Origin of the sequence: Reyranella humidisoli (genome assembly GCF_019039055.1) — a bacterium.
Lineage (GTDB): Bacteria > Pseudomonadota > Alphaproteobacteria > Reyranellales > Reyranellaceae > Reyranella > Reyranella humidisoli.
This window is the reverse complement of the sequence record NZ_JAHOPB010000001.1, coordinates 3594039-3613648: the sequence shown is the minus strand read 5'-3', so window position 1 is coordinate 3613648 and position 19610 is coordinate 3594039. Positions and strand designations below refer to the sequence as shown.

Below are 19610 nucleotides of genomic sequence, written 5' to 3'. Positions count from 1 at the left end.
GTCTCGGTCGGCTAACTCACGGCAAAAGAGGCGTCAAGCGCGTGTTCCATTCTCGTCGGCGCAGCGGACCGGCCAACCGGCTCCAGCCTGTCGAAAGACCGCTCAGGGCGATCAAACCAAGGCCCCGAACCCTATTGTAGTCGGTTCTTCTATGCTACGCCCTGCCGGCTTAAGCCAGTGCCCAAGGGCGCAATCGGCGGTTTCAGCCCCATAAAGTTGCCAGCGGACCAGCGACCCGAAAAAATGACCAAAAGAGCGTTTCTGACAGGCGCCTCCGGCCAGGATGGCTCCTATCTGGCCGAGTTTCTGCTGGCAAAGGGATATGACGTTCACGCCATCGTGAGGCGAAGCTCCGTTTTCACCTCCCAGCGGATCGACCACATCCTCAACCACCCCAATTTCCATACTTATCTTGGGGATTTAACCGATTCGAGCAACCTGCACCGCCTGCTGGGTCGCATACAGCCTGAAGAAATATACAATCTTGCCGCCCAGTCCCACGTGGCCGTCTCCTTCGAGGTACCGGAGTACACGGCCGAGGTGGACGCGATCGGCTGCCTGCGACTGCTGGATGCGATTAAGGATCTCGGGATCAAGCCTCGTTTCTACCAGGCGTCGACCTCGGAGCTGTTCGGCGGCGAGATCGGCACCCAGCCCCAGAGCGAGCAGACCAAGTTCCACCCCCGCTCTCCCTACGCCGCCGCCAAGCTCTACTCCTACTGGGTGACGACCAACTACCGGGAAGCCTACGGCCTGTTCGCCTGCAACGGCATCCTCTTCAATCACGAGTCTCCCCGCCGCGGCGAGACCTTCGTCACCAAGAAGATCACCAAGGCCGCCGCCCGCATCGCGCAGGGCCGCCAGAAGCAGCTCGTGCTCGGCAACCTCGAAGCCAAACGGGACTGGGGCTATGCCCGGGACTATGTCGAGGCAATGTGGCTGATGCTGCAGCACCACGAGCCCGACGACTACGTGATCTCCACCGGCGAGGTCTATTCGGTGCGCGAGTTCGTCGTCATGGCGTTCGCGGTCGCCGGGATCGAACTGGAATGGCGCGGCTCGGGCGTTGCCGAGCAGGCGCTGGACGCCCGCACCGGCGAAATCCGGGTCGTCGTCGACCCCAAATATTATCGCCCCTCCGAGGTCGACTATCTCCAGGGGGACGCATCCAAGGCCCACCGTATCCTGGGCTGGAAACCCAAGACGACCCTGCCTCAGCTGGTGCGTCTCATGGTCGAATACGACCTGAAGCATGACGGCTACAGCGGTGAGCACGGATGATCCTCGTACTCGGTGCCACCGGCTTTCTCGGCAAGCGGGTCATCCGTCAGCTCGAGGCCGCGGAGAAAGACTTTACCGCGACCTCCCTGTCCGCCGGCGCCGACCTTCGCGATCGCGCGCAGACCCTCGAGTTGTTCGAGAAGGTCAAGCCGGCTTACGTGCTGAACTGCGCGGCCTATGTCGGCGGAATCCAGTTCGGCCTCAAGCATCAGGCGGAGATGTTCCGCAACAATCTCCTGATGACCATCAACCTGCTCGAGGCCGCCACGACGACGAATGTCCGGCGCGTGGTCAATCCGATCTCCAACTGCGCCTATCCCGGCGACGCCACCCTCTTCCGCGAGGACGAATTCTGGGACGGGCCGCTGCACGATTCGGTGATGACCTACGGCTTCGTCCGCAAGGCTTCCTGGGTCGGTTCATGGGCCTATGCGCAGCAGTACGGCCTCGATGTCGTGAACCTCATCCTGTCGAACATGTACGGGCCCGAGGATCATTTCGAGGCGGAACGCTCGCACGCGCTGGGCGCCTTGATCATGAAATTCGCCAGCGCCAAGGAGACCGGCGCGCCGGAAGTCATCGTCTGGGGCTCGGGCAAACCGGTGCGCGAGTGGCTGCATGTCGATGACGGCGCCGAGGCGATGATCCGCGCCATCGACGCCCCGGCCACGACCGACATCGTCAACATCGGCGTCGGCAAGGGCATCTCGATCCTCGAACTCGCCGAAGTGATCCGTGACGCGGTCGGCTACAAGGGCAGGATCGTGCTCGATCCCTCCAAGCCCGACGGCGCCCCCTTCAAGACCGTCGACGGAGCCCGAGGCACCCGCCTTCTGGGCTGGAGCCCGACGCGCGGGCTGCGCCAGGGAATTCAGGACACGGTCGCCTGGTACATCGAGCAAGGAGCCGCACAATGAGCATCGTCGAGATCAAGGAAGGCGAAATCGTGCTCGCGCGCCACATTCCCGCCGATGCGGCCTGGGCCGGCGGCCTAAAGTTCTTCTCGCAGGACGAGGACTTCATCCAGGTCGGCACCTGGGGCTATCCGGCCGGCACCCTCCTGAAGGCGCACATCCACAACGAGGTGCCGCGTCAGGTCCTCTGGACCCAGGAAGTGCTGTACGTCCGCAAGGGATCGATCAGGGCATCCATCTATAACACCACCGAAAAGAAGGTGGCCGAATTGGTCATCGGAACCGGCGACGTCGCCATCCTGCTGCGCGGCGGGCACGGCTACGAGATCCTCGAGGACGGCACCGAAGTCCTCGAAGTGAAGAACGGCCCGTATGTCGGCGCGGACAGGGACCGCAGGCGGTTGTGAGCGGCAACCTCTTCTTCGATGAAGCGTCGCTGGCCCATCGCGGCAAGAACGTCATCATCGGCAAGACGGTCCGCATCCGCTATCCCGAGCTCGTCCGGCTGGGCGACAACGTCATCATCGACGACTTCACCTACATTTCGACCGCGCTGGAGTGCGACGACTACGTCCACATCTCGGCCGGCGCCAAGCTGATCGGCGGGCGGCAGGCCACGGTCCGCTTCGGCCAGTTCTCGACCCTGGCGCCGAACGTCGTACTGGCCGCCGGCAGCGACGACTATGTCGCCGGCATCGCCACGCCGCTGGTGCCCCGCCACGTGAAGGGAGCCGTCGAGATCGGCGACATCACCCTGGGACGGCATTGCATCGTCGGCGCCAACTCGACCGTCATGCCCCACGTCACCTTCGGCGATGGCGCCTGTCTCGGTGCACAATCTCTGGCGAAGAAGAATCTGGAGGCCTGGACGCTCCATGCCGGCGTGCCGGCGCGGAAGCTGCGGGACCGCGACCGGGACGGCATCCTCGCCCTCGAAGCGCAGTTCTGGAAGGAAATAAGGAATGGTTGACCATTTCATCATGCAGATGCGCCCGCTCTTCGGCGAGGAAGAGAAGAAGGCGATCTGCGACTACATGGATGAAGACGGCTTCATCACGGAATTCAAGCGGACCGCGCAGTTCGAACAGATGATTGCCGACTATACCGGCGCCAAGCACTGCATCGTGGTCAACAACGGCACGATCAGCCTGACTCTGGCGGCCATGGCGGTCGGCGTCGTCGCCGACGACGAAGTGATCGTTCCCAACTACACGATGATCGCCAGTCCGAATGCGGTGAAGATGTTCGGCGCCGTCCCGGTGTTCGTGGACGTCGAGCCGGACACGCTGTGCCTCGACATCGAGCTGGTGAAGAAGGCGATCACGCCGAAAACCAAGGCGATCATGCTGGTCTCGGCGAACGGCCGGCCACCTTCCGTTGGTATCGCCGCCTTCGAGGCGCTGGCGAAAGAGAAGGGAATCGAGCTGATCGAGGACTCGGCCCAGTCGCTCGGCTCCTGGTTTCCCGACGGTCGCCATGTCGGCCGCGCCGGCCGCGTCGGCAGCTTTTCCTTCTCCTCGCCCAAGATCGTATCGACCGGCCAGGGCGGCGCCCTGATCACCGACGACGACGAGGTCGCCCGCCGCCTGCGCCGCCTGAAGGATTTCGGCCGCTCCGGCGGTGGCAACGACATCCACGATTCCATCGGCTTCAACTTCAAGTTCACCGAGCTGCAGGCCTGCATCGGCATCGAGCAGATGCGCAAGGTGCCGGCCCGCGTGATTCGCAAGAAGGAAATCTGGAAGCGCTACCAGGAGAAGCTGGCGGGCATCGACGGCGTCTCGCTCTTCCCGCACGACCTGGCGTTGACGGCGCCGTGGTTCATCGACGTTCGCGTCGAGCGCCGCGAGGGGCTGATCGACTACCTGAAGCAGCGCAACGTCGGCACGCGCGTGATGTATCCGCCGATCACCCGGCAGGCCGCCTACGACCTGCCCGGCGACTATCCGGTCTCCGAGGATATCGGCCGTCGCGGCCTGTGGCTTCCCTCCGCCGTCCAGCTTTCGGACGAGGAGATCGACCATGTCTGCGTGGCGATCCGCGACTTCTACGAGGGTCCGAAAAACCGCTGAAGCCGGTACTTCACGCGACCATAGAGGCCCCGGGAAATCTCCTTCCGGGGCGAAGGCCGGAAGCGGCCGAACAGCCGCGCCTCGCGAATCTTCAACCGCACCGCCGGCCCGTTGCCGCGGAACCGGCCGAACCGGACCGCCTTGCTCTCGGGCGGCATCTCCAGCCAGATCCCGACGGGCTCCTTGCTGGCCCTGACAAGGGTCGGCGGGCGATAGGTCTGGTCGATCGCCTCGACGACGAGGTCGCCCTGGAGGACGTCGAGCGACAGGAAGATCCAGCGCCGTTCCGATTTTTTCGGCGGCAGCAGCTTGTCGGGCAGGCTGAGCGCCGCGACATTGTCCACGACGCCCTTGGCGCCCTCGATGACGCCGGACTCGTCGCGGCTCGCGATCGGCGCAACCCAGATCCAGTCGAGCGGCAGCTTCACGATCTCGCAGGCGCCGTCTACCGGATCCTGGTCGTTCCGCTTGGCGTGCAGTGCCGTCAGGCCGGCCCTCACCTTCTCCGCCCGCGCCGACGCTTCCCTGTCCAGCGCCGGGGCCGGCGCGTTTGCGGCGCCCATGCCGACATGCCAGATGCGATCGCCGTCCCGCCTCCAGGCGAAGCCGCCCAGCCCCCACACCTCGGGATTGAGATAAGGTAAACCGACCTCGGTCACGTAGGACTGGCTGTCATAGGCGCCGCCGGCGTTCACGTAGGACTGGGTATGGCTGATGTGGAAGATCCGGCCCAGGAGCTCGCAATCCATTCCGGCATCCATGCAGGTCCAGCACAGGCGCGAATCGAGATGCAGCTTGGAGAAATCGATGGCCTCGTCGAAACCGCGCAACCCGGTCATGGTCGCCCGGTCCATCATCAGGAAGTCTCCGGACGCATTGGTGTAGGGCGGCCGGTCGTAGGGCGGTTCCGAGCAGGTGTCGACGGAAACAATGTTCGCCGGATCCTCGATCTCGGCCGGCGTCGCGGAGACGAAGTCGATGTCGGCGCGAATGTTGACGCGCTCCGCCCGGTAGAGCCGATTGCCGAGCAGCCCCCCGCGGGCAATGCGGTCGGCGAGCGCACGTCCGAAAAAGCAGTCGCCGCCCGTCACCACCAGGTAGTCGGCCTCGCTCGTCCTCACGGCGGCATTGATCGCCGGGTTGAGCATGATGGGCATTGGCCCCTGGCAGATCGCCTTGTGGACCTCCGGCGCCACCACCACGCAGCGGACGTAGGGGAAACGCTCGACCAGCATCGGCGCCAGGAGTGGATTGCCGGCGGGCGGATTCCATTCGACGAAGGCGACACGGAACTCGTAGCCGTCGCGCGTCAGCACTGCGCGGTTGTAGGCAATGGCGGCGAGCAGCTTCTCCGTCCATTGCGGCTCGTAATTGTCGTTACGGCCGAGGATGATCGCCTCGATGACGGTCATCGCCAAGCCCCCTCCCGCTACTTCGTCAGCAGGTAGTAGGCCGTGTTGCCCGAGGCAAAAAGCGTGGAGAACTCCGGCGCCAGGCTGTCGATCTCCGCATCGCTTACCACGTCACGCGGCGAGAAGCTTTTCACCTTGAAGCCGACATGGGCGAAGATGCGCTCGAGCATGCTGCGGCTGGGCATCAGTGCGAACTCGCCATCGAAGCAGCATTTGTATTTCGACGAATCGGCCAGCGCCATGATCGCCTCCGCACTGTCGACGATGTGCGAATGGACGACTGCCCCTTCCTTCACCAGATTGAACAGCGCCTGCGCCCCGCCGACCGGGTCGAGAAGGTGATAGAAGAGCCCGGAGCAGAAACCGATATCGAACGGCTCGGGCGGCTTGAAGCCATGCAGGCCGCTCAACTCGAAACGAATGTCACGGACCGCCTTCACGTCGGAACACTGCTGGAGAAACCGCGCCTGCTCGATCGAGGGAGCGTCGATGTCGACGCCGACCATCCGCCCGCCCTGCCGCGCCATCTCCATCGTGTGGAAACCGGAAGCGCACGCCACGTCAACGATACGCTTACCGCTTATGTCACCGAAGCCCGTCTTGAGAAGATGGAACATGATCTTCTGGTTGAGCCGGTGCATCGGCATGATGCCGTCGATCGTAGCCTCGACCCGGGCGCCCTCGCCCAGTTCGTACGAATAATGCCAGTAATCCCAGGTCTTGGCCTTGAGCGCTCGGAGTTCGGCGTCCAGCACGTGATCCGCCGTCACAGCGGAGAAAATCGCCCCGACTGCGGCTTTGCCATCAGCCGCCGCATTACGAACCATGATCGCCGGGCTGCCGCTTCGGCCTTCAACGAGCAGTTTGAATCGGACGCGCCCCGGCTTGTCTACGATATACTTGCTGCCGATCTCAGCATGGCTCTTCAGGTCGATACATTCGAAGCGAACAGACCCCTTGGACACCTCGGCTTCTAGCTCGACGACTTTCGGCGCCGAGGCCAGGAAAGAAGACAGCGGTATCGCAACGCTGTACTTCCACTGCCCTTGCGTTGTCTCGAAGGACAAATGCTCGCCGCAGTTCGCACGGGCGCCTTCGAAAACCTTGAAGGATGCGAGCTTCAAATGACGCATCAGAGGCTCACATCCATTTCGGATTCGATGACGGGTTTGTTAGGGTCGATGGCAAGCGGTCGGCATTCTTAGAGATCATCCCTGGCGCCAATCCATCCGGCGCAAATCCAGTCCCGGATTCCGATAGGTCCTCGTCAATTCCTGTTCGAACTTCTCGTTTCGCGAACCTGCCTCGATGGCTGTCGCGATCAACGCGCCTCGCCCGATGCGGTAGGATTTGCCGTCGCGGTGCATCGCCTCGCGCTGAGCCGTAGACGCCCGGCCAGACTCGGTGGACGGCGGCAGAAACTCGAATTCCGAGTAGCTGCCTTCGTCCACCTTGAACATCGTGCTCTCTAGCATTTCCGCAAGGCAGCGCCCGGTCGGCGCCCACCACACGCTGAAATTGTCCCGCACCCGCGCCGCATTGGGCAGCCCGTTGAACAGCATGAACGATTCGTCACTATCCATCACCACATCGGTCTCGATGATGAGCTTGCCGCCCGGCTTGAGCACTGCGCGCGCCTGCGAAAGCGAGTACAGGGGATCCCTCAGGTGATACAGAAGCCCGAAGTGCTGGACGATATCGAACCTGCGATCCTGCTTTTCTCCGACGAAGTGTTCGTCGAAGAAAACGTCCAGTCTCTCCGTCAACTCGTAGGGTGATACGTTGTAGTAGGGAACTGCCTTGCTGCCAAAAACCTCACGGCAGAACAGGAAGTTGGAGAACGTCTTGTAAAAGATGTCCGCTGCAACGACCAGCTTTGCCCCTTTCCTTTCGGCTTCGAACGAGAACATCCCGTCGAAGGAAGCAATGTCGAGCACGGTTTTGTCTTTGTAGTCGAGCTTGTCACGGACGGTACGAAGATGATCCCAGAGCGGCTCCAGATGAAATCCCGGCGTGACGATGCCCGGGGCCAGTTCGATCCGGTGATACCAATAGTCGAAGTCGGCCAGGCGTCGACGGATCTCTTCAACTTCCATTGGAACTCAGCCTTCGGTTTCGCGGACGAGCAATTCCGGATGCACCTTCTCGAAGGAGTTACCCTCCTGAAGCCCACCCCTCCATTGGATTGCTACACCGCTCGGATGGCAAAAGTCAAAATAGCGCGACAGCATCGACCATCGGGTCTTCTCAGAGCGATTCGGCCCACTCTCATGCAGCGTCAAGAAGTGCAGGAACAGGCAGTCTCCTGACTGCACAAGCGGCGAGATCGACTCAAAGCCACTGAGCACTTCGTCCAATCTCGCGATCACGAGTCCGCGCGATCCGCCGCCTTTGTTATGTATGGGGAATACGCCGGCCTTATGCGAACCTGGATACACGCGCATCGGTCCAAGTTCAGGAGTGACATCACGCAAAGGCCCCCAGGTGACTACGGCATTGAAACTGGATAGCTGCGAAACGTAATCCTGATGAGGCTGGGTGCTGTACTCATCCTCCAATGGATTATCCATGCGAATGCCGTAACCACGAGGTGAGAATCCAATGAACGACGATCCCAACAACACGCGGCCGTAAATCTCATGCCGCTCATGGCACGCGACCCTGATGTAGCTCGGCAGCTTCTTCACTGCATCATAGACCAATCCGACACTCGGCCTGTCAGAAGCGATGAGCTGCTGAAGCCCATTATCGAAGTCGCCGGAGGAATATACGCGCGCGCCAAGGGAGACACCCCGTTGCGCTGCCACGATTCCGATCAGCCTATGTATATCCTCGCGGATGGGCTCTATGTCGTTTTCGATGTCGTAGAAATTCTCAACATACAAATAGCCTTGGTCGGCAAAGAACGCCGCCTCTTCTTTACCCGGCGTACCTCTAAATCGAAATTTCTTGATCATAGGCTTGCATCGAACTCCCTGACCTGAAAATTCGCGTCAGCGACTCTACGGACCCAGGCGAGACTGCGTTACGCAGGGCTCGTTACGCTAACCTACGAAGGCTGGATCGAGGTTGCGTGGGTGATCCAATTTCACAAGCCCTGTACGGACCCTCAAGTTGTCTTTTCCGTTGTCGGTGAACAGAACCGGACAAAGCTTCTTCCTGATACACAAGGCAAAAAAGCCATTCGACCAATCAATATCATCGACGACGACCACCGCATCCTGGGCAAGTTTGGGCCACGCCGCCTCGGCCTCCGCCGTTAGGAAGCCCATGGAGTGATCGCTGTCGTGAAGGTAGAGTTCGAATTTCTCTGTTCTCGTGGGGATCGTCGAAATGCTATCGCCTTCGACAAACTCCCAATGTGCCTTCAAATACTCAGGAACAATGAAGCCCGGCTTCATCTTCGGCTCGTAGAACTCGGAGTCGCCGACCAGTGGGTGACGCTGCGCAGTTTTAGCGGACACGCCCGCGCGGATTGCCGAGTCGGGAAGGTCGATCGAGACGAGGCGCCCCTTCCCATTGCGGTGTAGACCCGCGAGGAGAAATGACGTGTTGCCGCCATAGTAGACGCCGGTTTCCAAAACCGCTTCCGGCTTGAGGTGGCGGACCAATACGTAGATCAGGATGCGCTCGAAGGCGAACCAGTCAGCCGAATCGATCCGCTCGCGCGCGAAAATCCCCTTGGTGAAGCCGTACTCCTCACGCACCTTGCGCAGCCGAGTATTGATGCCTGACAGGAACTCTTCGTCTTCAGAGATCTCGTCGTAGTAGCCGCGCAGGACATCCGGACCGATGCTCAGGTAATCGGCAAGGCGGTCGAGATTCCAGAGATTGCACTTGCGGGTGTCGATGATGTCCATGTCTCACCCCTTGGGCGGCGATCCTGCCAGTCGATCCAGAATGCCGGCAGAATCGAGCGAAAAGAGCCGATGGTAGAAATCCGAGGACTGCCCGACCTTCAGCGAATATCCCTCGGGTGCGACGGGCTCCACGGCGAGGTGAAGGCCCTGCTCCACGGCGAGCTGGCAGACGGAGGCGTAGAGGCCGGTCGTGGAGAAATGATCCTCCACGACGAGGACGCGGTCGTGCTTCGCGAACAAGGGCGACAGCTTGGCCGCGTCCAGGGTGTGGATCTTGTTCATGACCAGAACGCCCAGCTCGGGGCGGGACTGCTTCGCCTTCATGCATTCCTGGACGAGGCTGCCGTAGGAGACGAGCAGCGGCGCGCCCTTTTCGCCTTCGAGATAAAGAAAATCGCCGTCGGCGCCGGGAATGGACGGCATGCCCTTGGCGATGCGGATGTACGCCGATTTCTCGCGCGCGATGACCAGATCGAGGGCCTTTTCCGCGAACTCCACCGACGAGGTGGCATAGACGTCGATACCCGGCAGGCCTTTCAGCATGCCCCACTCGTCGACGATATGATGAGTCGGCCCGAGCGGCGCATTGTCGAAGCCGGCGGACGTCCCCAGCAGGATGACCTTGTTCTCGTGCAGGACGACGTCGTCGCGGATCTGCTCGAGGCAGCGATGGATGAGGAAGTTCGAGATCGTGTAGACGACCGGCAGGAAACCCAGGTTGCACAGGCCCGCCGCCACCCCGATCAGATTCTGCTCGGCAATGCCCACGTTGAGGAAGCGCTTGGGAAAGGCCTCCTCGATCGGCTCGACCAGGTTGATGCCCATGTCGCCGGTCAGGAAGAACAGGCGCTCGTCCGTCTTCATGCGGGCGAGAAGCGCATTGAGGATCTTGCCTCTCACGACACGCCTCCCTTCAGCGCCGCGACGGCCTGATCGTAGGTCTCCTGATTGAGCGACCGGTAGTGCCAGATGGGCTGGTTCTCGGCAAACGGCACGCCCTTGCCCTTGGTCGTGTTGGCGACGATGACGCTCGGCTTGTCGCCCGCTCGTATGGTGGCGATCGCGTTGGTCAACGCCGCGAGGTCGTGGCCGTCGATGTCGTGCACGGCAAAGCCGAAGCCGCGGAAGCGATCCGCGAGCGGCTCGAGGTTGATGACCTCCTTCGTCGCCTTGATGCTCGATATTCGGTTGTTGTCGACGATCGGGATGAGCCGGTTGAGCTTCTGGTGGTGGGCCAGCATCAGGGCCTCCCAGACCGCGCCTTCCTGGATTTCGCCGTCGCCCATCACGCAGAAGACGAGCGCATCGTCGAACCCCTTCGAACGCAACCCGATCGCCGCGCCGACCGCCACGGGAAGGCCGTGACCCAGCGCTCCGGTCGAATGCTCGACACCCGCGACGGCATGGCTGACATGGCCCGCCAGCACGCTGCCATTCTTGTGGTAAGTCGCGATGGTCGCTGCATCGAGCAGGCCGAAATGGTGCATCACCGAATAGGTGCAGGCCGCCCCATGGCCCTTGCTGACGAACACCCGGTCGCGGCCGTTCTCGCCGCGCCGGATCGCGCCGACGTCGCAGGCGCCGTAGGCCGCAATGAGAATCTCGACCATCGACATCGACGTGCCGAGATGGCTGGCCTGTCCTTCGAACAGGATCTTCAAGATCGTGCGGCGAACGTCCGCCGGATCTGGAAGGTTGGGACGCGCCGTCATCGGACTACTTCTCCCCTTCCCGGAAATACTCGAGCAGTTCCGCGACCCCGGTCTCCAGAGAAGTCTGCGGCGCCCAGCGAAGCTCGCGCTTCACTTTGTCATTCACCGGGTTCCTGATGCTGATCGCCGAGGCGTCGCGCTCGGTCACCTGCAGCTGCTTGCCGAGCCGGCTGCGGGCCGCCTCGATCACGTCGCCGAGGGTCACGAGCCGGTCGCCGGCCAGATTGAAGATCTCGAAGCCGCGGCGGCCCAGCGCGGCGGTAATCCCCGAGGCGATGTCCCGCACATGGATGAAGCGGCGCGCCGTCGCGAGGCTGCCAACCGCCACCGTGTCGCTCGTCCGCGCCGTGTTCACCAGCGCCTCGACCGCCGACCAGTTGGCCTTCCGCGGTCCATAGACGATGCCGAATCGCAGCACGGTCCCGCCTTCGAGGCCGCGCCGCACCGCAACGTTGAGCGCCATCTCGCCAGCGATCTTGGTCGCGGCATATTCGTTCCGAACCGCCGCCGGATCGATCACGGTGTCTTCCGATTGCACCGCGTCGTTGGCGACGTCGCCGTACACCCATTCGGATGAAGCGAAGATGACCTGACGCGCGTTGCGCTTGCGCGCCGCCATGAGCAGATTGGCCGTGCCCGTCACGTTCACGTCGAAGGCCAGCCGCGGATCGGCCGCGCAATCGGGCTCGCGGGAAATCGCCGCGAGGTGGACCATCGCATCCATCTCCGGCAGCCGATCGGCAAGCGCCGGATCGCGGATGTCAGCGGCGATGCTGTGCGCGCCATCGGGCGCCACCGAGTCGAGGCCGTAGACCTCGTGCCCCTGCGCCGTGAGCGTCGTCTCCAGAACCTTGCCGATGAAGCTTTGCGAGCCCGTGATGACGACTTTCATTTTCAATCCACGCTCTACGCTTTCACCCGGCGCAGGAAGCCGCCGGGCGAGGACGTGATGTCCATCCGCTCATAGTGGGGATCGACGACGAATTCGGGATGCTTTGCCAGGAACTGGTCGATCGCCTGGAGCGGATGATCGTCGGCCCAGCCCGGTTTCGCCGCCGGAATATCCCCGACATGCGCCTGCGCGCCGTCCATGGCGACGATGTAGCTGTCGAGCGTCACCATCGGTGCATAGGCTTCCAGCTCGGCCGCCACATGCGCGGCGGTGTGGTTGGAATCGAGGGTGACAAGCACCCGCTTGGCATCGCCGACCGACGCGCGGACCTTGGCCACGATCGCCGGATCGATCGAGCTTCCCTCGATCAGTTCCATCCTGTGACGCAGCGGATGCGCGTCGATGATCTCGCGATTGTGCTTGCGGATGTCGACGTCGATGCCGATCACCCGCCCCTCGCCGATCAACTCGAGGATGGAGGCCGACAGCACCAGTGAACCGCCATGGGCGATGCCGGTCTCGACGATCACGTCGGGCCGCACGGTCCAGAGAAGCTCCTGCATCGCCACGACGTCTTCGGGAAGCTGGATGATCTGGACGCCCAGCCAGCGCGGCTCGTACATGCGGCGATTGTGCGCCGATACCTTCAGCCAGAGCGCCGCGAGCAGCTCGCGGCCTTCCGGTGAATAGAGATCGCAGGTGATCTCCTGACCGTCGCGGCGCAGGACGATCTGCGAGCTCGGCGGCGCGTATACGGACTTCATTGCAGGATCTTCACTTCGGGGACCGGCAAGATGAACTTCCCTCCGCGGCTTCTGTATTCGGCCTGCTGCCGGACAATCTCGTCGACGAAATTCCAGGCCAGCACCAGCAGGTAATCCGGCTGTTCCTCGAGGATCCGTTCCGCCGGCACGACCGGTATGTGGCTGTCGGGCGTGTAGCGGCCCTGCTTGAGCGGGCTGCGGTCGGCAATCCATTCGAGGTCGCCGGAATTGACGCCGGCAAAGGTGAGCAGCGTGCTGCCCTTGGCCGGGGCGCCGTAACCCGCGACCTTCATGCCCTTGCCCTTCAGTTCGTCGAGCGTGCTCCGCAGCTGCTGCCGCACCTGATGGGCCTGTGCGGCCAGCTTATCGAGAGGCTCACGTCCCGGCACTCCATACTCGCGCTCCTGCGCAAGTTGAGCCGTGACGGCAGCCGAAACCGGGCGCACGCCCTTGCGCTGGATGAAGGCCCGCAGCTGGCCGTGATGGATCGGCAGGCGCCTGCAATCGACCACCTCGAAGCCGCGCGGATTGAACAGCTTCTGCATCGCGTCGAGCGACCAGTAGGAGACATGCTCGTGGTAGATCGTGTCGAAGGCGGCCTGGTCGAGCAGATCCAGCAGGTAGTGCGCCTCGACGACGAACACGCCGTCGGTGTCGAGCATGACGTCCAGACCGGCGACGAAATCGTCGAGCGCCGGAATATGCGGGAACACGTTGGTGGCGGTGATCGCCTTGGCCGGTCCGAAGCGCTCGCGCAGCTTGCGCGCCGAAGCCAGGCCGAAGAAGTCGTTCACGACCTCGATGCCCTTCTTCTTCGCGACCGGCGCAAGATTGACGGCGGGGTCCATGCCCAGGACGTTCATCTTCTGCGTCCGGAAGCCCTCCAGAAGCGTGCAGTCGTTGCAGCCGATATCCAGCACCAGCGCGTTCGGCGCGAGCTTCGCCCAGTCGACGACGGCGGCGGCCAGCCCGTGGAGATGATTCACCAGCGTCTCGGACAGCGAGGACATGTAGAGATAGTCCTCGAACATCGCCGCCGGTGGCACGCGATCGGGCAGTTGGACGTGCCCGCACTCATTGCAGTGCGCGAGGCGCAACGGGTATGCCGGCTCACCGGCTTCAAGCTCTGCCTTGGTCAGAAACTTGTTGGCGAGGGCCATTTTCCCAAGGTCGAGAACGACCTCGACATCGCTTGACTGACAGAGGATGCAGCGCGCCAAGTTTCACCTACGATCGCATACTGCTGGTATGCTGGGGCGCGTTAGTAAACCAATCGATTGTGCGCCGCAATGCCTCGGAAAATGGCACTTCTGGCCGCCAATCCAGCATTTCCCGGGCTCGGGAGATGTCGGCGCTGCACCGCCAGATCTCGTCGGCGCGCACCTCGGACGGCTGAACCGAAAGGCACCCCGATTTGCCCATCAGGGCGAGGATTTCGCCCGCGACCTCTCCCACCGACCGCCCCTGCCCCGACGCGATGTTGATGGTCGAGCCGCCCGGAATGTCCAGGGTCATGGCATTGTGGAATGCCCGGACCACGTCGCCGATATAGACGAAATCCCGCTCGGGTCGGGGATTCCGGATGGTGACGGTGTCGCCGGCCAGGGCGGACAGGATCACGTGGGGGATCAGGCGATGCCGCCCCTCCCACGGGCCGAACGGCGTAAACAGCCGCAGTTCCGCCGTCCGCCATCCATAGAGACGGCCTGCCCCATGGACCAGTTGCGCTGCAGCCGACTTGGTCATCCCCAGCCAGTTCGCCGGACGCTCCGGCGCATCCTCCCTCAGCCCGTCGCCATCGCCATACTGGGCGCCGCTGCCGGCCTGGATGAAACGGACGTCCTTCTGCCCCGCCAGCGCCAGGAGAAGGTTGGCCGTGCCACGCACATTGACGTCGACATGATCCGACGCCGCCGGCGGCGGATTGAATGCCGTGGCCGCGAGATGGACGACGATTTCCGGCTGCGCGGCGTCGACCGCGCGCTGGATTGCCTCGGGATCGCGCAGATCGGCTTGATGGCACTCGACGCTTCCCGCCAGTTCCGAAAGATTTGCCGGACACGCAGGCGTACGCGCCGTGACGAAGACCCTGGCTTTCTCCCCGAGCGCATGGCGCACAAGATTGGCGCCGATCATGCCGCCGCCGCCGGTGAACAGAATTCTCCGGCCTGCCAGATCCATCGTCAGGAGACCGCGTAGAGGACGCGGGTGCCGCGGGGTTCGTAGGCCATCGGAACCTCGGTGAGCTCGCCCAGGGCGGCCCTGATGGCTGCGTGCTTCTCGGGCGGCGCCAGCAGCAGAAGGAAGCCCCCGCCTCCGGCACCCAGCAGTTTGCCACCGTGCGCCCCGGCCGCCAGCGCCGCTTCGTACCAGCGGTCGATGCGTTCTTCGGAGATGCTGCTCGCGAGCTCGCGCTTGCGGCGCCAGTTACTGTCGAGCAGCGCGCCGATCTCGGCGACCGTACAGTTCGCCCGCAACCTGTCCCGCAGCACCATGGCGTCGTCGCGCATCGCTGCCACGAGATGGCGGGTGTCGGCCAGCTTGGCTCGCTGCTCGGTCAGGATCGTCGCAGCAGCACGCTGGATGCCCGTCCAGAAGACCAGGCTGTCGCGGAACAGGACACGAAGGCGATCCTCGCCGATTGAGATCGGGTCGATCGAGACGGCGCCGCCGGGGTGGAACTGGATGAGGTTGAGGCCCCCGAACGCCGCCGCATACTGGTCCTGCTTGCCGATCGGATGACCCAACCGGTCGATCTCGACGGTGCAAGCCTCTTCCGCCAGCTGGGCGGCCGAGACATCCTCGCCCCTCAGCGTATGCAGGGCATAAAGCAACCCCACCGCGAAGGCCGAGGATGACGCCAGTCCCGAATTGGCCGGCAGGTCGGACGCGATGTTGACCTGCAACGGGGCCGGCACGGACACCAGCTTCAGACACTCGCGCACGATGTCGTTGCGGATGTCGTCCAGCGAATCGGTGTGCTCCGTCACGGAGTAGTTGATGCGATACGCCTCGTTGAACAGCGGCGAGTGCGCCTTCACCGTCACATAGATGTACTTGTCGCACGCCGTGCTGACGACGGCGCCACGGTCCTGCTCATAGAAATCTGCAATGTCCGAGCCGCCGCCGATATAACTGATGCGCAGCGGTGTCATTGTCGTGACGAGCCGCGGCGGCCGCCACGATCTAGCCATGCTTGAGGGCCCAATCGTACGGGATCTCCGGCGTGAAGGGCGGCAGGCGCAGCATCTCGTCCGGGCGGTGCGGTTCACTGGCGCAATTGGCCATCACCACCATCTTGTCACCGTAGGCCTTGTAGCCGTTGGCGATACCGGGCGGGATCTGCACGAGGACATAGTTGTCCTCGCCGAAGAACACCTCCTGGAGCGTTCCCTTGGTGGGCGAATCGGGGCGCAGATCGTACATCACCAGCTTCGCACGGCCGACCATCACCGCGTTGTTCACGGTCATCGTCTGGTGGATGTGCCAGGCCTTCACCACGCCGGGCCATGCGCAGGAGAAGTAGATCTCGCCGAACGACTTGAAGTGCGGATCGGTCGCCTTGAGCATGTGCATGATCTTGCCGCGCTCATCGACGATCTGGCGCAGCGGAACGACCTTCACACCATCGATCTCAGCCATTGACGCCTCGCCACTTCAGATTCTCGTCCAGTCGACCGTCGTCGATCAGGTGCCTCAGCCAGCTGAGACGGATGAACTTGCCGCTCGCCACCGCGACCTTGTCGAGGCCGACCCTGGTAAAGGCCTCCGCGAGCTGGACGGCGCCGGATTCCGGCGTCCACTCGAACTTGAACTCGGGGAAGGTCTTGGCGAACTTGGCGAAGCTCGCACGGTAGGTGCGCTGGTCCGCGCCCGGCCGCGCCTCGATCGTCAGCTTGGCGCCGGGAACGGCCTTCACGGCCGCCTCGCCGATCGTGCGGATCTTGTAGTTGAGATGATCGGCGCCGTTGTTGAAGGCCTGGTTGTGGATGGTCTCGAAGGGCGCGGACAGATACAGAGCAAAGGTTCGCGCGAGATCGTCGACGTGAACGACCGGCCGCCACGGCTCGCCGTCGCTGTGCATCGTGACATGGCCGGTGGTCAGGGCCTCCGCGACGAACGCGTTCAGCACGGTGTCGAGGCGCTGGCGCGGCGAGAGGCCGTAGACGGTGCCGTTGCGCACATAGACCGGCGAGAAACTTTCGTCGGCCAGTTCCCGCAACGCGTCCTCGGTCTGAACCTTGGAGCGTGCATAGTCGGTCTGGGGATTGAGCGGCGCCGTCTCGTCGACGAACTGGGCCTCCGAGAGACCGTACATGATGCAGGACGAGGAGAAGATGAAGCGCCGGACGCCGGCCTGCTTGGCAGCCTTGGCGAGTCGCACCGACGCGTGGAAGTTGATGTCCTCGGTCCAGCCCTTGTTCAGGTTTCCGACCGGATCGTTGCTCAGCGCGCCGAGATGCACTATCGCATCGAAGCCTTTCAGGTCGGATGCCTCGACGTCGCGAAGGTCCTTGGCGATGGTCGGAACCTTGGCCGGCTCGGTCCCGAGCAGGCACTTGGAGAAATACCCGGTGTCCAAGCCGACGACGTCGTAGCCCGAGCGAACAAGAGAGGGTGTGAGTACAGCCCCGATGTAGCCATCGTGACCCGTAACCAGGACTTTCCCGCGCATCAAAAAAGAACCTCCCCTGCAGCCAGTCTGCGGTGCTCCCGGTGGAGCCGGATGCTTGCAATCGACAGCTTGCAAAACCAAGCTGGCCTGCCTCAATCGAGGCTGACAACTGGACCATGCGCCGGGGCTACGTCAACCCTTGCCGGGAATTGCCGATGAAAACCAAGTTCCCCAGCCGGAAATACCCTTCCGCGGGCGCCTTCACCCTCGATTATGCAATCAATCTTGCGAGTGCTTTGCAGTCGGTCGGCGGCGACCAGATAGACCGGGCCGCGGCCCTTCTGTCCCATGCCATTGCCGAGGACCGGCTGATCTTCGCCTGCGGCAACGGCGGCTCAGCGGCCATCGCCAACCACCTGACCTGCGACTGCTCCAAGGGCATCGCGACCGGGACCGGCCTTCGTCCCCGTGTCTTCAGCCTGTCCGCCACGGTCGAGCTTGTCACGGCCATCGCCAACGACCTGGAGTTCGCCGAGGTCTTCGTCCAGCAGTTGAGGACGGCGGCACGGCCCGGTGACGTCCTGATGACGATCTCCTCGTCGGGCGATTCCGAGAACATCGTCCGCGCCGTCCAGTGGGCGCGCGAAAACGGCATGGCGACGATCGCCCTGACCGGCTTCTCCGGCGGCCGAAGCGCCAGGCTCGCCGATGTCAGCCTGCATGTCGCGGCCGACAATTACGGCGTGGTCGAGGATACCCACCAAAGCCTCATGCACATCCTCGCCCAGTATCTTCGACTCGGCGCGTTGCCCGCCGAGCAGATGGAATCGACGCGCTTCTGATGCCGTCCACGATGGACCTTCAGCGGCCGCGACAGGCCGTGATCCTGGCCGGCGGACGTGGCACGCGCCTCGGCCCCATCACGGATTCGATCCCCAAGCCGATGGTGCCGTTCCACGGCCGCCCCTTCCTCGAATACCTGATCGAGTTCCTGCGGGATCGGGGGATGACGAGGTTCCTGCTGCTGCTTGGCTACCTGCCCGAGGCGGTGCAGGAGCATTTCGGCGACGGCAGCCGCTTCGGAGTAGAGATCGACTATTCGGTCACGCCGGTCGAGGACGACACGGGCACGCGCCTGCGCAAGGCGATCCCGAAAATCGAGCCAACCTTCCTTCTCGCCTACTGCGACAACTACTGCCCGGTCGATATCGAGGCGATGTGGCAGCGCTTCTCGCGCGGCGACGCGGAGGCGATGGTCACGGTCTATGCCAACGACGACGGCTACACACGCGACAATGTCGTGGTCGGCAGCGACGGCTTCCTGTCGGTCTACGACAAGACCAGGACCGCCCCCGGCCTCAGGGGCGTCGACATCGGCTTCCTGATGGGCCGCCGCTCGATTCTCGACGAACTGCCGGAGGAGGATTGCTCCTTCGAGAAGACGATCTATCCCCGGCTGATCGCGCGCCACGCGCTTTTGGCGAACGTCACGCGCCATCGCTACTACAGCGTCGGCACGCAAGCGCGCCTGCCCGAGACTGCCTCTTTCCTGGCGCGGAAGCCCACCCTCCTGCTCGACCGCGACGGCGTCCTCAATCGCCGGATGCCGAGGGCGGAATATGTCTGCGACTGGAGCGACTGGGCGTGGCTGCCGGGCGTGCTCGACGCGCTGCGGCGGCTGAACGAGGCCAACTGGCGGACGGCGGTCATCACCAACCAGCCCGGCATTGCGCGCGGCCATCTCACCCTCGAGAAACTGCACGTGATCCACGGTCGCATGCGGGATGAAGCCGCCGCCGCCGGCGGTGAAATCGGCCCGATCTTCTATTGCCCGCACAACTGGGACGAAGGCTGCGACTGTCGCAAGCCCCGGCCGGGCATGCTCTTCCAGGCCCAGCGCGAACTGATCGTCGATCTCAGCCGGACGGCCTTCGTGGGTGACGACGAGCGTGACGGCGAGGCAGCCGCCGCCGCCGGCTGCCCCTTCCATTTCGTCACCTCGGACCGCCCACTCGCCGCCGTCGTCGACGAACTTTTGCGTAGAGGCGTCCCTGGCTGAGAACCTTGTCGCGGGCGGCGCGGCCTAAT

General features: G+C 63.3%; 21 protein-coding genes. 7 read left to right on the top strand and 14 right to left on the bottom strand.

Features of this window, described 5'->3' with window-relative positions:
* Window positions 1–243 precede the first annotated feature (243 nt).
* Genes gmd through KQ910_RS17460 form a run of 5 tightly spaced genes read left to right on the top strand, consistent with a single transcriptional unit; the run spans window position 244 to window position 4267 of the window.
* Complete coding sequence (gmd, locus tag KQ910_RS17480) at window positions 244–1281, top strand: GDP-mannose 4,6-dehydratase (protein ID WP_216963019.1); 1038 nt, start codon at window positions 244–246, stop codon at window positions 1279–1281.
* Window positions 1278–2198: an NAD-dependent epimerase/dehydratase family protein gene (locus KQ910_RS17475; protein ID WP_216963016.1), complete on the top strand. Its 921-nt coding sequence runs from the start codon at window positions 1278–1280 to the stop codon at window positions 2196–2198. Before gmd ends, KQ910_RS17475 begins: the two co-directional genes overlap by 4 nt.
* Entirely contained in the window at window positions 2195–2602 is a 408-nt protein-coding gene (locus KQ910_RS17470; protein ID WP_216963014.1) for a cupin domain-containing protein, read from the top strand. The genes KQ910_RS17475 and KQ910_RS17470 overlap by 4 nt, the downstream gene beginning before the upstream one ends.
* Window positions 2599–3165, top strand: coding sequence for an acyltransferase (locus tag KQ910_RS27260; protein ID WP_216963011.1), 567 nt, complete (start codon window positions 2599–2601; stop codon window positions 3163–3165). The genes KQ910_RS17470 and KQ910_RS27260 overlap by 4 nt, the downstream gene beginning before the upstream one ends.
* Window positions 3158–4267: a DegT/DnrJ/EryC1/StrS family aminotransferase gene (locus KQ910_RS17460; protein ID WP_216963008.1), complete on the top strand. Its 1110-nt coding sequence runs from the start codon at window positions 3158–3160 to the stop codon at window positions 4265–4267. Before KQ910_RS27260 ends, KQ910_RS17460 begins: the two co-directional genes overlap by 8 nt.
* Here KQ910_RS17460 and KQ910_RS17455 read toward each other — a convergent pair.
* The 14 genes from KQ910_RS17455 to KQ910_RS17390 form a co-directional block, all read right to left on the bottom strand.
* On the bottom strand, window positions 4243–5685 hold the full coding sequence (locus tag KQ910_RS17455; RefSeq protein ID WP_216963005.1) for a hypothetical protein: 1443 nt from the start codon (window positions 5683–5685) through the stop codon (window positions 4243–4245). The two genes, KQ910_RS17460 and KQ910_RS17455, sit on opposite strands and share 25 nt — an antisense overlap.
* Before the next feature lie 11 nt (window positions 5686–5696).
* Window positions 5697–6812: a class I SAM-dependent methyltransferase gene (locus KQ910_RS17450; RefSeq protein WP_216963002.1), complete on the bottom strand. Its 1116-nt coding sequence runs from the start codon at window positions 6810–6812 to the stop codon at window positions 5697–5699.
* A 75-nt stretch (window positions 6813–6887) separates the two neighbouring features.
* Window positions 6888–7775, bottom strand: coding sequence for a class I SAM-dependent methyltransferase (locus KQ910_RS17445; protein ID WP_216962999.1), 888 nt, complete (start codon window positions 7773–7775; stop codon window positions 6888–6890).
* A 6-nt stretch (window positions 7776–7781) separates the two neighbouring features.
* Entirely contained in the window at window positions 7782–8636 is an 855-nt protein-coding gene (locus KQ910_RS17440; protein WP_216962995.1) for a phytanoyl-CoA dioxygenase family protein, read from the bottom strand.
* 87 nt (window positions 8637–8723) lie between these two features.
* Entirely contained in the window at window positions 8724–9539 is an 816-nt protein-coding gene (locus KQ910_RS17435) for a class I SAM-dependent methyltransferase (protein WP_216962992.1), read from the bottom strand.
* Between the two features lie 3 nt (window positions 9540–9542).
* Window positions 9543–10439 carry a transketolase C-terminal domain-containing protein gene (locus KQ910_RS17430; protein WP_216962990.1) on the bottom strand — a complete coding sequence of 299 codons (897 nt, stop codon included), beginning with the start codon at window positions 10437–10439 and terminating at the stop codon, window positions 9543–9545.
* Window positions 10436–11251 carry a transketolase gene (locus KQ910_RS17425; protein WP_216962986.1) on the bottom strand — a complete coding sequence of 272 codons (816 nt, stop codon included), beginning with the start codon at window positions 11249–11251 and terminating at the stop codon, window positions 10436–10438. The genes KQ910_RS17430 and KQ910_RS17425 overlap by 4 nt, the downstream gene beginning before the upstream one ends.
* Window positions 11252–11255: 4 nt before the next feature.
* The gene (locus tag KQ910_RS17420; RefSeq protein WP_216962984.1) at window positions 11256–12143 is read right to left on the bottom strand and encodes an NAD-dependent epimerase/dehydratase family protein; all 888 of its coding nucleotides are present in this window, start codon (window positions 12141–12143) and stop codon (window positions 11256–11258) included.
* A gap of 14 nt (window positions 12144–12157) precedes the next feature.
* Window positions 12158–12907, bottom strand: a complete 750-nt coding sequence (locus KQ910_RS17415) for a cephalosporin hydroxylase family protein (RefSeq protein WP_216962981.1) — start codon at window positions 12905–12907, stop codon at window positions 12158–12160.
* Window positions 12904–14127: a class I SAM-dependent methyltransferase gene (locus KQ910_RS17410; RefSeq protein ID WP_216962978.1), complete on the bottom strand. Its 1224-nt coding sequence runs from the start codon at window positions 14125–14127 to the stop codon at window positions 12904–12906. The genes KQ910_RS17415 and KQ910_RS17410 overlap by 4 nt, the downstream gene beginning before the upstream one ends.
* 7 nt (window positions 14128–14134) lie before the next feature.
* Window positions 14135–15088, bottom strand: a complete 954-nt coding sequence (locus KQ910_RS17405; protein ID WP_216962975.1) for an NAD-dependent epimerase/dehydratase family protein — start codon at window positions 15086–15088, stop codon at window positions 14135–14137.
* Window positions 15089–15090: 2 nt separating this feature from the next.
* The gene (locus KQ910_RS17400; protein ID WP_216962972.1) at window positions 15091–16101 is read right to left on the bottom strand and encodes a GHMP family kinase ATP-binding protein; all 1011 of its coding nucleotides are present in this window, start codon (window positions 16099–16101) and stop codon (window positions 15091–15093) included.
* On the bottom strand, window positions 16094–16549 hold the full coding sequence (locus KQ910_RS17395) for a dTDP-4-dehydrorhamnose 3,5-epimerase family protein (protein WP_216962969.1): 456 nt from the start codon (window positions 16547–16549) through the stop codon (window positions 16094–16096). The genes KQ910_RS17400 and KQ910_RS17395 overlap by 8 nt, the downstream gene beginning before the upstream one ends.
* Window positions 16542–17582 carry an NAD-dependent epimerase/dehydratase family protein gene (locus KQ910_RS17390; protein ID WP_216962966.1) on the bottom strand — a complete coding sequence of 347 codons (1041 nt, stop codon included), beginning with the start codon at window positions 17580–17582 and terminating at the stop codon, window positions 16542–16544. Before KQ910_RS17390 ends, KQ910_RS17395 begins: the two co-directional genes overlap by 8 nt.
* Before the next feature lie 155 nt (window positions 17583–17737).
* Here KQ910_RS17390 and KQ910_RS17385 point away from each other — a divergent pair, with 155 nt between their 5' ends.
* Window positions 17738–18364 (top strand): SIS domain-containing protein, encoded by a 627-nt coding sequence (locus KQ910_RS17385; RefSeq protein WP_216962963.1) that lies wholly within the window; start codon window positions 17738–17740, stop codon window positions 18362–18364.
* Complete coding sequence (locus tag KQ910_RS17380; RefSeq protein ID WP_216962960.1) at window positions 18364–19581, top strand: HAD-IIIA family hydrolase; 1218 nt, start codon at window positions 18364–18366, stop codon at window positions 19579–19581. The genes KQ910_RS17385 and KQ910_RS17380 overlap by 1 nt, the downstream gene beginning before the upstream one ends.
* Window positions 19582–19610: the final 29 nt, after the last annotated feature.